12 protein-coding genes are annotated in these 14,179 nt (G+C 46.4%); 6 read left to right on the top strand and 6 right to left on the bottom strand.

Translation table 11 applies throughout. The features are described from left to right. Nucleotides 1-41: 41 nt before the first annotated feature. Complete coding sequence (locus ABEF84_RS01170) at nt 42-506, bottom strand: YchJ family protein (RefSeq protein WP_034587694.1); 465 nt, start codon at nt 504-506, stop codon at nt 42-44. A gap of 77 nt (nt 507-583) precedes the next feature. Next, nucleotides 584-2,161, bottom strand: a complete 1,578-nt coding sequence (locus ABEF84_RS01165; RefSeq protein ID WP_034587692.1) for a TerC family protein — start codon at nt 2,159-2,161, stop codon at nt 584-586. Between the two features lie 317 nt (nt 2,162-2,478). On the opposite strand from ABEF84_RS01165, the gene ABEF84_RS01160 reads away from it, so the two are divergent. Further along, nucleotides 2,479-3,099, top strand: a complete 621-nt coding sequence (locus ABEF84_RS01160; RefSeq protein WP_034587690.1) for a TIGR00730 family Rossman fold protein — start codon at nt 2,479-2,481, stop codon at nt 3,097-3,099. Between the two features lie 55 nt (nt 3,100-3,154). Here ABEF84_RS01160 and ABEF84_RS01155 read toward each other — a convergent pair whose 3' ends face one another. Then, the gene (locus tag ABEF84_RS01155; RefSeq protein ID WP_034587688.1) at nt 3,155-4,129 is read right to left on the bottom strand and encodes a hypothetical protein; all 975 of its coding nucleotides are present in this window, start codon (nt 4,127-4,129) and stop codon (nt 3,155-3,157) included. 321 nt (nt 4,130-4,450) lie between these two features. Here ABEF84_RS01155 and mdtD point away from each other — a divergent pair, with 321 nt between their 5' ends. The 5 genes from mdtD to ABEF84_RS01130 all read left to right on the top strand — a co-directional run bounded on the left by mdtD (nt 4,451) and on the right by ABEF84_RS01130 (nt 9,756). Continuing rightward, complete coding sequence (gene mdtD / locus ABEF84_RS01150; RefSeq protein ID WP_347454537.1) at nt 4,451-5,842, top strand: multidrug transporter subunit MdtD; 1,392 nt, start codon at nt 4,451-4,453, stop codon at nt 5,840-5,842. Between the two features lie 66 nt (nt 5,843-5,908). After that, nucleotides 5,909-6,682 (top strand): GH25 family lysozyme, encoded by a 774-nt coding sequence (locus ABEF84_RS01145; RefSeq protein WP_347454538.1) that lies wholly within the window; start codon nt 5,909-5,911, stop codon nt 6,680-6,682. A 131-nt stretch (nt 6,683-6,813) separates the two neighbouring features. Continuing rightward, complete coding sequence (gene dinB / locus ABEF84_RS01140; protein ID WP_347453435.1) at nt 6,814-7,869, top strand: DNA polymerase IV; 1,056 nt, start codon at nt 6,814-6,816, stop codon at nt 7,867-7,869. A 221-nt stretch (nt 7,870-8,090) separates the two neighbouring features. Continuing rightward, a complete protein-coding gene (gene shiA / locus ABEF84_RS01135) occupies nt 8,091-9,395 on the top strand; it encodes a shikimate transporter (protein ID WP_034587681.1) in 1,305 nt (434 codons plus the stop codon). 4 nt (nt 9,396-9,399) lie between these two features. Then, complete coding sequence (locus ABEF84_RS01130) at nt 9,400-9,756, top strand: RidA family protein (protein ID WP_347453434.1); 357 nt, start codon at nt 9,400-9,402, stop codon at nt 9,754-9,756. Between the two features lie 68 nt (nt 9,757-9,824). Here the strand turns inward: ABEF84_RS01130 and ABEF84_RS01125 are convergent, their stop codons facing one another. The 3 genes from ABEF84_RS01125 to ABEF84_RS01115 all read right to left on the bottom strand — a co-directional run bounded on the left by ABEF84_RS01125 (nt 9,825) and on the right by ABEF84_RS01115 (nt 14,145). Next, complete coding sequence (locus tag ABEF84_RS01125) at nt 9,825-10,367, bottom strand: DUF2726 domain-containing protein (RefSeq protein ID WP_347453433.1); 543 nt, start codon at nt 10,365-10,367, stop codon at nt 9,825-9,827. A 379-nt stretch (nt 10,368-10,746) separates the two neighbouring features. Next, complete coding sequence (locus ABEF84_RS01120; RefSeq protein WP_347455453.1) at nt 10,747-11,610, bottom strand: IS982 family transposase; 864 nt, start codon at nt 11,608-11,610, stop codon at nt 10,747-10,749. A 147-nt stretch (nt 11,611-11,757) separates the two neighbouring features. Further along, the gene (locus ABEF84_RS01115; protein ID WP_347454988.1) at nt 11,758-14,145 is read right to left on the bottom strand and encodes a YgiQ family radical SAM protein; all 2,388 of its coding nucleotides are present in this window, start codon (nt 14,143-14,145) and stop codon (nt 11,758-11,760) included. Nucleotides 14,146-14,179 lie beyond the last annotated feature (34 nt).

The following is a 14,179-nucleotide window of genomic DNA, read 5'->3' as shown; positions in this document are numbered from 1 at the left end:
CTTTAAGTTGCGCGCTATTCTAAGGCAAATCTATGTGAAAGTTATAAAAATTGCGCACAACATTGCTTAAATTTTTTCCCGGAACCACAAATACAGGGCTGTTTCATCGTAAGCTTTTGATCTGTGGTTGGATCCAGGAAATACCAGACATCCTTCACTTTGACAAAATGTGAAACTTCATGATGTATCTGGGCCTGTTTACCATCATGGAAATGAGCCTTGAATTCGACCAACGCATGAGTTTTGTCCAGCTTTTCATTGGCCTGCACGATCTCCAGTTTTAGCCACTGATTTGATTTACTCCAGTCTGCAATCGCAGGCATATCCAGAAAATCCTGCTGCCCCAATGCTGTGGTCTTTTGAATATAGTTAATTTCCTGCTTGGCAAAGGCGCTGTAACGCGAACGCATCAGCTGTTCAGCCGTTTGCGCAATCCGCTTACCCTGATGCAGTGGCTGACAACAGGTCTCATAATTTCCCAGTCCACATGGACATGCTTCTGACATGGTGAGTTCCAAAAATAAAATCAAAAAAATAGCCCGACAATGCGGGCTATTCTAGCAAACTTGGTTTAAGCCTGAGCTTAATCCTTTTGCTTCAGCGGAATAATATGAACCTTCTCGATCTTATGACCATCCATCGTCACCACTTCAAAAATGTGGTCATCCGCTTCAAACTTCTGACCATTTTCCGGCAAGCGTCCCAAGTGGAATAGGATATAACCGGACAGGGTTGAATATTCTTCTGATTCATCTACCAGGTCACGACCGATCAGCAGGGATACATGACGAATGTCGGTTGAACCTTCCAACAACAGGCTGCCGTCATCCAGGCTTTCAGCCGCAGTGTCCATTTCATCTTCATCTGGGAATTCACCGGCAATGGCTTCCAGTACATCAATCGGGGTCGCGATGCCTTCAATCGAGCCATATTCGTTCAGGACAATTGCCATTTGCAACGGCGCCTGACGCAACTGATCCATCACCATCAGCACCTGCGCATTTTCATGCACAATCACTGGCTCACGTAAGTGCTTTTCGAAATCCATTACACCGGTTTCGATGTATTCATTCAGGACTTTATGGGTCAGCACGATACCGGCAATATTGTCCAACTCACCACGGGCTACGATCAAACGCGAATGGCTCATATGCAGCAACTTAGAACGGATAATCTCCGGATCTTCATCCAGATCGATCCATTCCAGTTCAGGACGCGGGGTCATCACCGATTTCACTGGACGTTCAGACAGACCGAGTACGCCCTGTACCATCACACTGTGATAGACACCACTTTCATCATCATCAAAGACTTCATCGGCAAAGGCACGGGTGGCCAATACATCTTCTGGTTCTGGCGAGTCATTGTCCTGCGCCGGCTTGCCACCGAGCATACGCATCACGGCAGAAGCCGTACGGTAACGCAGATCTGTTGTCGTGACCATTTTTTCCTGGTTACGACGCATGGTCTGGTTAATGAACTCGACAATCACCGAGAAACCGATTGCTGCGTATAAGTAGCCTTTCGGAATATGGAAACCAAAGCCTTCCACCACCAGAGAGAAACCAATCATCATCAGGAAGCCCAGACACAGAATCACCACCGTCGGATGACGATTGACGAATTCCATCAGGGCTTTGGATGCCCACAGCATGATCCCCACAGCGATAATCACTGCAGTCATCATTACTGACAGGTCTTTAACCATGCCCACTGCGGTAATCACACTGTCCAGTGAGAAGATCGCGTCCAGCACCACGATCTGAACAATGACCATCCAGAACACGGCATGCACAGGATTTTCATCTTTTACGACTGGTTTGGCTTCCAGACGTTCGTGCAATTCCATGGTGCCTTTAAACAGCAGAAACACCCCACCAAAGAGCAGGATCAGGTCCCGTCCAGAGAATGGATGATCAAAGATATAGAAGAACGGTTCAGTCAGCGTCACGACCCAAGCAATCGAAGCCAGCAAGATCAGACGCATCACCAAGGCTAAACTCAAGCCGACGATACGTGCCGTATTGCGCTGTTCTGGCGGCAGTTTTTCTGCAAGAATGGCAATAAACACCAGGTTATCGATGCCCAGTACGATTTCCAGAACAATTAAGGTCAGTAGGCCTACCCAGGCTGAAGGATCGGACATCCACTCAAAAATCATCACATGCTCCCCTGAACATCAGTGGAAAGACATGCTGTTGAGCGATGCAGGTGGAATGATTTCCGCTTTGAGTTAAAGACTTGATAATGTGACGTTTTATTTGGTTAAAGCGCCAACTTCGACTACCCATGTGAATTCTATTGTAGTAAGACAGATTTTCAGTATAGCAATTTAAAAATGAAATTCATCAGTTTTCATGCTTTGGTTGAAGCTTCCTGACTCTTGACGTGCAGATTGGCAAGGAAGATGCATGGTTTTGTCATATTTTTAATATATGTTGTAGCAAGCAAATAAAAAAATGATAAGGTGAAGAAAAGATGCAAAGTGTAGTAAGAATGACTGAACATACTAAAAATAAAACTCCCAAAACCACCCGCCCGCTGGTAGCGCTGTACTGCGGTTCACGTGCCGGCAATAACCCGATTTACCAAGAAAAAGCCGTTCAGCTGTCCCAGAGTCTGGCCGAAAACGGCTTCGGCCTGGTCTACGGCGGTGCCAGTATTGGCCTGATGGGCCAAGTTGCTGACACCATGATCGAGCATGGCGGCGAAGCAGTAGGTGTGATTCCGGAATTTATGCTGGATTATGAGATTGCACATAGCAAGTTGACCGAACTGCATATTGTGCAGTCCATGCATGAACGTAAAGCGTTGATGGCGGAGCGTGCCTGCGCCTTTGTCGCCCTGCCTGGTGGTCTGGGGACTTTTGAAGAAATTCTGGAAATTGCGACCTGGGGCCAGCTCAATCAGCACCAGAAACCAATGATGCTCTATAACGTGAATAATTTTTATGACCCGCTAATTGCCCAGCTGGATCATGCCGTGAATGAAGGCTTCCTGCCCCCCCAACACCGCGCCAAGCTGATTGTCTGCGAGCATTCGGTACATATTTTCAATGCCCTGAAAAATCTCGGCAGTCCAAAACAGTTTGCCATTTAAACCTGATTTACAAACAAAAAAGCGAGCACTGGGCTCGCTTTTTTATTGTTCAATTTTATTTGCCAAAGTTAGTAATGAACTCATACGCTGCGGGTAAGGTTGTTGCCAGAATCACCGACATTGCCAGACCGAACATCAGTTTCATCGCATCTTTGCTGACATTGCGTGAAGTGCGATATTTGTTCACCTCGGACAGGAACAGTGACATGGCAAATTCACGGCCGGCCAATAGACCCAGGAAGACCCAGGTGGTACTCATCGGAATATTGCTCCATTCCTTGAAGACCAGCAGGATTGCGCCATACATAAAGTCGATCACGGTTGCCGAACGGATATCGGTCACGCCAGTTTTGGTATCGATAATCTTCTGAATTGCGCCCCCGCGCTGGTATAGCACCACCCCGATGAGCGTCACAAATACTGCAATGGCAAAGATCAGGAATTCCAGCGGTACCTGACGCGGTACATACACAAAAATATTGGCCAAATCCTGAATCAGCCACTGGCTCCACAGGAAGCCGGTAGATAGCCACTGTAAGCCGATCCAGAAATGAGATGGAGGATGATTGCGGGTCTTGGCAAAGTATTCCGCCATACCTTTCATGACAAAACGGTAGACCACAATCGCTACCACAAAAGCCACGGCGTAGCCCATCATGGATTTGACCATCATGGAACCTAGACTGGTTGGGGAGAAAATCGTCAGCACCAGGAAGGTAGTACTCACCGGAATCCCGTAACGGGTCAGAATCAGCAGCAGGACTGGCGGAACCACATACAGCCAGGTAATCCCTTCTGCAGGGAAAGGAATGGTTTCCAGACGGCCATAGGAGGCGTCGCCAACGCCAGAACTGATCCAGCCATAGGTCAACACCACTACCAGAATGGTACTGATATAAATCCACAACACCCACCACGGACGGTGCGAATTGGATGAAATAAAGGTTCCCAGCGTCTGTGGAACGTCATTACCCACGATAGAATAGGCTGCCAGACAGAAGCCAATTACCATCAATATTTCGATGGACATAAAACCAAACCTTTTCGAGGACCATGACCTCAGGGCCATAGTGGAAAAATTTTTTCAAGATTATGACTGTTTTATTGCAGTTTCATGACAAACATGACAGATGTTTTGTAGTCGTCAATGATTTCTGCTCCTTTCAGCAGTATTCATTTAATATTCCTTAGGCATATAACTAGCTTTAGCCTGCTGATATCGCTATAGATTGGACTGCTACATTTTTCAGTAAAAATCCCCGATTTTTGCAACCGATTTATTACATGCAATCCAATGAATTGCTTTAAACTTAGCCCACATTCAAATACTTAATAATTTTATCACTCACATATGAATGCCACGCCCACCCATCAAGCGCTGCAACCTGAATTTCGACTGCTGGTCTTACTGGTATCGATCGGCTTCTTTATGCAGGGGCTGGACACCACCATTATCAATACTGCCCTGCCCGCGATTGCCCGCAGCCTGAATGAAGATCCGCTGCGCATGCATAGCGTAGTAGTGGCATATGTGTTATCCGTGGCAGCCTGCATTCCCTTGAGTGGCTGGCTGGCCGACCGCTTTGGTGTGCGTAATACCTATTTTACTGCCATTATCGTGTTTGTATTGGGATCACTGGGCTGTGCCATTGCTCAGGATTTAAATACCTTACTGATGTTCCGGGTCTTGCAAGGCATAGGTGGAGCATTGCTGCTGCCGGTCGGTCGTCTGGCGATGCTGAAAATTATTCCTCGTACCCAGTTTTTATCCGCGATGAGCCTGATGAGTCTGGCCGGACTGATTGGCCCATTGATTGGCCCAACTTTAGGTGGCTGGATGGTGGAATACCTGTCCTGGCAATGGGTGTTTTTAATTAACCTGCCGATTGGTCTATTGGGGGGCCTAATTACTTTTAAAGCGATGCCGAATGTCACTGAACCCAATGTGGCTCGCTTTGACTATAGTGGTTTTGTGCTGCTGGTTGTCGCGATGGTCGGGCTCTGTCTCGGCATTGAAAACTTTGCCAATCCCCTCTATCCACTCTGGTGGAGCTTAACCCTAGTTGCCGTGGGTTTACTTACCTCATTAATTTATGCCTACCATTCGCATACGCATAGCAATGCCCTGTTTCGCAGCAAGCTGTTTAAAAATAAGATTTATGCCATTGGGATTTTGGGTAATTTTTTTGCCCGTCTCGGTGGTAACTCGATTCCTTTTCTACTGCCGCTGATGCTGCAAGTCGCATTTGGTTTTGAGCCCTTTATTACCGGCCTGCTGATGATTCCAACCGTGCTTGGTTCTCTGGCCTCTAAACCGATTATCCGCAAGATCATTCAGCGTTTTGGCTATCGTCAGGTATTATTGGTAAATACCTTGCTGGTGGGTATGTGTATTGCCAGTTTTGCCTTAACCACGGCGGATACCCCGATCTGGCTGCGTGCCATGCATTTCTTCGCCTTTGGCATTCTGAATTCACTGCAGTTTGTTTCCATGAACACCCTGACGCTAAAAGACCTGAGCCAGCAGGATGCCAGCAGTGGCAACAGTTTCCTGTCCATGATCATGATGCTGTCCATGAGTATCGGGGTTGCACTGGCAGGGACCTTGGTGAATATGTTTAGTGCCTATTTTGGTCCGGAGCAGCTGAATAATGCCTTCCATCTGTCACTGATCTGCCTCGGCTGTATCAATATCATTGCTGCCTATATTTTCTGGCATATCCCAAAGAATACGCCGGTGTGAGCATCGGCCATTAAAGTTCCAGGCAAATCGGTATAAGCTAGACAGAGTCAGAATTTAAGATCCGTTATGAAGAAAACTGCCAAGCATTATCCACCCCTTTGGGCAGCATTGATGAGTGCCATGCTGCTGCTTGCTGCTGTCTGTGCAGCGTGGTGGCTGTTGCTTAAGCCCCTGCCTGCCAATGCTTCGGAATATGACATTCATGGTTTTGATGTCTCCCATCACCAGAAAGAGATTAACTGGAAAAAGATTCCCAAGGACAAATACCGCTTTGTCTATCTGAAATCTACCGAAGGCGGTGATTTCAAGGACACCAAATTCCAGGACAACTGGCTCAAAGCCCGCGAGCAGGGTTTTCTGGTTGGTGCCTATCATTTCTACCGCCTCTGTCGTGACGGCAAAGTCCAGGCAGAAAACTTTATTGAAACTGTACCGAACAAGGCCGATGCCCTGCCTCCAGTGATTGACCTGGAATATGACAGCAACTGCATCAATACCTATACCAAGGAACAGCTGCTCAAGGAAATTCAGGTGATGCATGACCTGCTCAAGCAGCACTATGGCAAGCAGCCGATGTTCTATACCTCCAAGGCTTTTTACAATATTGTGCTAGCTGGACAGTTCTCTGACGTCCCGCTATGGATCCGCGAATACAAAGGCTTGCCAGAACTGAAAGGCAATCCGAAATGGCATTTCTGGCAGCATACCAGCCAGGGCCAGATTAATGGCATTCCGGTTCCTGTAGATTTGAATGTGTTCTATGGTTCAGAAAACGACTGGCTGAAATTCCTGCAACAGAATGGGATTGAGGCGGCACCTGCACAAAAGGCAGCCAAATAATTTTGCAATCAGAATGAATTCAAAAAACAGATCCATAGCCGGCCTAAATAGCACTGTTCATGGTTTTTTAATCTTATAGTCTTTTGAAATCAGCATCTTCCAAACTTTCTAAAAGCCTTTTAAGATGTCATATGCGCAAAATTATCCATATTGATATGGACGCATTCTACGCCTCGGTAGAACTGCGTGAACGTCCGGAACTGAAACATTTGCCCGTGGTGATCGCTTCCCATCATCCACGGGCCGTGGTCGCGGCTGCTTCCTATCCGGCACGGGAATTTGGCGTACATTCTGCCATGCCGATGAGCCAGGCCCGCAAGCGATGTTCCCAGCTGATCGTGATTGAACCCGACTTCCAGAAGTACCGTGCTGTTTCAGCACAGATTCACGAAATTTTCCGCAGATATACCCCGATTATTGAGCCGCTGTCTCTGGATGAAGCTTATCTGGATGTCACGGAAAATCTGCAGCAGATTCCGAGTGCCACCGAAGTTGCCATGCGCATCCGGAAGGAAATTTTCCAGACCACAGGTTTGACCGCTTCCGCCGGTGTCGCCCCGAATAAATTTCTCGCCAAAATCGCCTCGGACTGGCATAAACCCAATGGCATCTGTGTGATCAAGCCGTCGCAGGTACAGGCCTTTATTCAAGATTTACCGCTCAAGAAAATTCCCGGTGTGGGCAAAGTCACCCAGGAAAAACTGAAAAGCCTGAATCTGGAAACCTTAGGTGATCTGCAACAAGTCGATGAGGCGATACTGATCCAGCATTTTGGTAAATATGGCAAACGCCTGTTTCTCTATGCCCAGGGCATTGATGAACGGCCGGTAGAAGCGGAACGCGAACGCCAGCAGATTTCCAAGGAAACCACCTTTGGCGATGACTTATATTTGCCGCAATGCAGTCCTTATTGGGAGCCGCTGATTCAGCAGGTCTGGAACAGTATGGAGAAGAAACAGCTTTCTGCCCGCGGGATCAGCGTGAAACTCCGACTAAAAAATTTCCAGATCATTCAGCATAGTCGCAGCTTCCGTTCCATCTTTAAAGATCCGCAGGAAATGCAGCAAGCTCTTTACCTTCTATTGCAGGGCATGCACCTTGACCCTGAGCTACAGTTTCGCCTGATTGGCGTCGGTGTATATCAGCTTTCACAACGCCATCAGGAAACCCAGCTTTCTTTGCTTTAATCCCCCTCTGCCTAAGAAATAGGCCATTAGTCTAAAAAGACAACAACTTTATTTTTACATTTTAATTTTTTGGAGTAATCTATCCGCGCAATGCATTATCCATGTATGTGCTGAGATGCTGAAAATCACCTTTACTTTCAGCATGCTGTCCTGTGATTGGCGTGACGATCAATCCGAATATTGCAGGGCACTCTGTAATCTCCCATGGAATCCTATCCTGCATGTCTTCTGCAAACCCTACATCTCTTTCTCTTATTCAAGAACAACGCGCGCGTAAAGCTGCACTATCCAGTTTCATTGGTGCAGTCGTTGACTGGTATGACTTCCTTCTCTACGGCATCGTGGCTGCACTGATTTTTAAAGACCAGTTTTTCCCGAGCATTGGCAACAATATGGGCACCTTGGCGGCGCTCGCGACCTTTGGAGTCGGCTTCCTGTTCCGTCCGCTCGGTGGCATCGTGTTTGGTCACTTTGGTGACAAGCTCGGCCGTAAAAAAATGCTGGTGCTCACGGTGCTAATGATGGGCATCTCCACTGTCGGGATTGGCCTGTTACCGAATTTTGCTGCGATTGGCTGGTGGGCACCTGTCCTATTAGTAACTTTACGTGCCCTGCAAGGCTTTGCGGTTGGTGGTGAATGGGGTGGTGCTGCCCTGATGGCGGTAGAAAATGCCCCGAAAGGCAAAAAAGCCTTCTACAGTAGTGGTGTTCAGGTCGGCTATGGTGTCGGTCTGGTCTTAGCGACCGGTGCAGTGTCTCTGATTATTGCCACCTTAGGTGAACAGGCCTTTGCCGAATGGGCTTGGCGTCTTCCGTTTATTGCCAGCATTATCCTGATCGGCATCGCCATGTGGATTCGTCGCGGTCAGGATGAATCTCAGGAATTCCTGGAAAAAGTCGCGAAAGCCAAAGACAAGCCAAAAAAACTGCCGATCCTGCAAGCAATTACTGCACATCCGAAGGCATTTTTCTACATCATTGCCCTGCGTCTGACTGAATTGCTGACCATGTATCTGGTGACCAACTTTGCCCTGAACTATTCAACCAATAATCTGGGCATGGACAAGCAGTTCTTCCTGAACATTACCTTGATGGTGGGTGCGATTAGCTGTTTCAGCATTCCCTTCTTTGCCTGGGTATCGGACAAGATCAATCACAAGACCATGTGCGTCTGGGGTGGTTTGATTGGTGCACTGTCTGCCTTCCCGTTCTTTATGGCACTGGATGCACAAAATACCTGGATGATTATTATTGGGGCGATTCTGCTGGCCAACGTTGCGCATGACATGGTGGTGAGCGTGCATCAGCCGATTTTCACTTCCTTGTTCGGTACCGAATACCGTTATAGCGGTGCTGGTGTTGGTTATCAGGTTGCGAGCATCATCGGTGGTGGTTTTACTCCAATGATTGCCGCTTCACTGGTGATTTGGGGCAACGGTTCATGGCATTATGTTGCGATCTATCTTGCTATCGGCTGTCTGCTGACCACTTTAGTCGCGGCGCTGATGCCTAAAACTCAGGATTAAAACCATGACTGTTCAACGTTTGCATGTTTCCAGCCGTTTTTCTGAAATCGCCATTTCGGGCAATCTGGTGCACCTAGCCGGCCAGCTTGCTACGGATCTGGAGCTGGATATTAAAGGACAAACCCAGCAAACCCTGGACATCATTGACCAGTTCCTAGCTGATGCCGGTACTGATAAAAGCCATATCATGTCGGTAACCATTTACCTGAAAGACATTGAACGTGACTATGCCGCGTTTAATGAAGTCTGGGATGCCTGGGTAGCCGATATTGAAGCCCTGCCACGTACCTGTGTCGAAGCTAAATTGTATGATCCACGGGTACTGGTTGAACTGACTGTGGTTGCGGTGAAACCGGAATAAGCCAGGGTTTTCCCAATAAAAAAAGCATGCAACCTGCATGCTTTTTTTGTTCCCGCCTATTTTAAATCTTATCCCACTGCTTTGGCCTTAGGCTGGGCCAGACGGGAATACAGTGGGTACTGCTTTGGGAGGATCCGTGGGCTGGAAGCTACCGCACTCTCCTCATCTTCATTCAGAAAATCACGACGCAACTCATAATATTCCGGAATATCTTCATAACGAAACACCTTATAGCCCGCCATGCTCAACAGTGCATCCTGATACTGTGACTGTTGCGGGCGTCTTAAGACCACCGGATCGTCCACGGCAACGATGGCAACCACCTGATGGTTCTGATCCAGCACAACAAAATCAGCCACCAGATTACGGTACTTGTTCCGGGTACGGAAAAATTTGGTTGTCAGCAGCGCGTCATAGGAGACATGTGCCAGGATGGTATGTTCTGGGAGAATTTCCTTCAGACGTGTATAGGTCATCTGTTCATTCAGGTTAAAAATGGCACGCTGCTTCAGTGCGCTGTCTTGCTGCTTATTGCTGTTTTCTACGCGTTTCCATGCCATCAGTACGGCACAGAACAGCAGAAAACTGCCAATCATAATATAAGTGGCCATGCGTTCGTCCTTTTTGCATTTCTTATAATCGTTCTTGTTTTATTGTTGTCAGTATAAATACGATTTTCGAAAGAAAATCTCGATACAACCAATTTGCTTAGATACTGCAACATCCGGTATCAAAACTTATAAGAGCGTATTACATTCCAATTGGATGGGAAGAATTAGAGTATTGGAAATGTAATGTGTTCCTTACATAGCTCTCACTCTAAAACAGCTATTCAAAGTTAAGCAATAGGATTTATGGTTATTTGTCTGACGATTCCGATAAAGTGCAACTTTTAAAGGAGTTTTTTCTAACAAAATCTGCAATTTAAATTATTATTTAATTAAGTTTTAATTTTTTCTTAATAAATAACCTGAGTTCGATGAAATCCACTTAACCTTTTAGCATATTTTGGAAAGTTGGCTTATTGGGGTTCAAACAATAAGCCACTACAGCAGCCATGATATTCACCATGAAGTTATTTACCGAACGATGACGTGAATGTTCAAGTTGATGTAAATTTTTTAATTGATCATTCACTGTTTCGATCAATCCTCTTCTGCAAAGTAATTGTTTTTCTTCTTCAGTTTGGATGGGTTTATTTTTCATATTCCGACGTGATGGGGTCAATATTTTCAGTCCTCTTGCTGCTAAAGCTTCGGCTTTTGCTTTGCTTAAATAGCCTTTGTCTCCGAGTAGGATCCCTTTTAATTCTTGAGTTAAAGATTCTAATATAGCAACATCATGAACATTTCCCGATGTCAGCTTGAGATTAATAATTTCACCTAAATTATTGATAACGAGATGTAATTTAAAACCATAAAACCAACCCGTACTACTTTTTCCACGACCGGCCAAGCCTTTAAATACACGATGCCTTTTAATCCGAAGATTATGGCAAACTACCAATTTAGTGGAGTCAATGATACTGATTCCCGTATCTTTTCCTTTCACCTGATGGAAGAAGCTACTCAGAGCTTGCAAACAACGGGGCATGATTTCAATAAATCGGCTGTAGCTAAGCAGTTTAGGAAAAGCAGATTTCCAGAATGGAACGATCATTTGGCAATAAAAATATTTGAAGAATCTAAAACCGGATTGATGAAATAAAATGACAATGGTCATTGCTTCAGACAAGCTTAAAGCTGACTTTTTCAACCTGGTTTTTTGATTAGAAATTAAAGCTTTCTCTAAAGATTCATTAAATTTTTTGCAGAAATCATCCAAAATACAAAATAATTCGGTAATATGATCCATTGAGAAGCCTTGTTTTATAACATTTTGTCTTGAGAACCAATATGTTACAAAAACAGGGCTTTTTTTCTACTCTTTTTTTATATCGAACTCAGGTTAAATAATTTAATACAAAATAAAAAAGACACCGAAGTGTCTTTTTTAAGTGATTTAGGCACGACTTTTTGTTTTAGTCTTGCCTTTCCCTTTAGAACCACCAAATGGTTTTTTCGCATCACCGGTTTCACGTGGTGGCAAGCCAGTATGCTGGGTTAGAATCTGGCCTTTTTGCGGACGGTTATTCGGTGCTTGTGCCCGATTTCCCTTGGCTCCGGTACGTTTGGCCGAATCACCCGCCACTGTCGAGTTTTTCTTGCGTGCGGACTGATAATGTCCTTCCACCCCTTGCGGCTGATAGCTCGGAATCAAGTGATGTTTTGAATTACCAATCAAGTCAGCACGACCCATTTCTTTCAGTGCTTCACGCAGTAAAGGCCAGTTGTTTGGATCATGATAACGCAGGAAAGCTTTATGTAATCGGCGACGTTTTTCACCTTTGACGATGTCCACATCTTCGGTATAACGTGCCACTTTGGCTAGCGGGTTTTTGCCGGTGTAGTACATGGTGGTTGCGGTTGCCATCGGCGATGGATAGAAGGTCTGTACCTGATCAGCACGGAACCCATTCTTTTTCAGCCAGATCGCCAGGTTCATCATGTCATAATCAGTTGTGCCCGGGTGCGCCGCGATGAAGTAAGGAATCAGATACTGTTCCTTGCCGGCTTCCTTACTGAAACGGTCAAACATCTGCTTAAAGCGGTCATAGGTACCGATACCCGGTTTCATCATCTTCGATAATGGACCTTTTTCGGTATGCTCTGGCGCAATCTTCAGATAACCACCGACGTGATGGGTGACCAGCTCTTTGACATATTCAGGATTCAGCACAGCTAGGTCATAACGCAGACCGGAACCAATCAGAATCTTCTTGATGCCCTTAATTGCACGTGCCTTACGATATAACTGGGTCAAAGGTGCATGATCAGTATGCAAGTTCTGGCATACGCCCGGATAGACACAAGACGGCTTACGGCAGTTTTTCTCAATCTCAGGATCTTTACAGTGCAAACGGTACATGTTTGCTGTTGGTCCACCCAAGTCAGAAATAATGCCGGTAAAGCCCGGTGCGGTATCACGAATCTTTTCCACTTCACGCAGGATTGATTCTTCAGAACGGTTCTGGATGATTCGTCCTTCATGTTCAGTGATCGAACAGAAGGTACAGCCGCCGAAACAGCCACGCATGATATTCACCGAGAACTTGATCATCTCAAAAGCCGGAAAGCGTGCATCACCATAAGATGGATGTGGCAGACGTGCATATGGCAGGTCAAATACGTAGTCCATCTCTTCTGTGGTCAATGGAATCGGTGGCGGGTTAATCCAGACATCACGTTCGCCATGTTTCTGTACCAGCGCACGTGCATTACCCGGGTTGGTTTCCAGATGCAGAATACGGTTAGCATGGGCATAGAGTACAGGATCATTCGCCACTTCTTCAAAAGAAGGTAAACGAATCACCGCCAGTTCACGTGGTGGCAGTTTGTGTTTAATGGCTTTAGATGCAGGCTGTAACTGAACGATTTGCGTATCAGGTTCCAGATTATCCCCTTCACGCACAATCGGATTTTTCACGACTTCTTTTTGGAAACCCTGATACTGGCTGACCTGATCCTTACCTTTTTCAATTTCACAGCCGTCAATATCTTCAGTCATCACATAGGGATTGATGATCGGATCGACACGGCCAATGGTATCCACATCATTCGATGCGATTTCCACGAACTTGGCTTTCGCAGCACGGTTATTCTTATTGATGATGAACGCTGTACCGCGCACATCAGTAATCTGATGAATCTTTTCACCTTTGGCCAGGCGGTGCATGATTTCAATGATCGAGCGCTCACCATTCCCGTACATCAGAATATCAGCTTTGGAATCCATCAAAATCGAACGACGGACTTTATCGGACCAGTAGTCATAATGCGCGATACGACGCAATGAACCTTCGATCCCACCTAACAGTACCGGCACATCCGGAAAAGCTTCACGGCAGCGTTGGCAATACACAGTTGCCGCACGGTCTGGACGTTTGTTCGGTACATTATCGGGAGAATAGGCATCATCCGAACGGATTTTACGGTCCGCGGTATAACGGTTGATCATCGAGTCCATATTGCCGGCAGACACACCCCAGGCAATATTTGGCTTGCCTAGAACACGGAAAGCATCGACATTGGTCCAGTCCGGCTGGGCAATAATCCCGACACGGAAGCCCTGCGCTTCCAGCACACGCCCAATAATCCCGCTGACGAAAGACGGGTGGTCAATATAGGCGTCACCGCAGACAAAAATGAAGTCACAACTGTCCCAACCGAGTTGGTCCATTTCCTCGCGTGACATCGGCAAAAAAGGCGCAGGTTCAAAACATGACGCCCAATATTTGTCGTAATCAAACAACGCTTTAGGCGCAGTCTGAGCGGTATAAGCAGTAGACATGGCTAGCAATTCTCGGCTGGCAGATGGAAGATCA

Origin of the sequence: Acinetobacter sp. ANC 7912, assembly GCF_039862785.1 — a bacterium.
GTDB classification, from domain to species: Bacteria; Pseudomonadota; Gammaproteobacteria; order Pseudomonadales; family Moraxellaceae; genus Acinetobacter; species Acinetobacter thermotolerans.
Note: the sequence above shows the minus strand (reverse complement) of the source record. Positions and strands in the feature narration are given on the sequence as shown.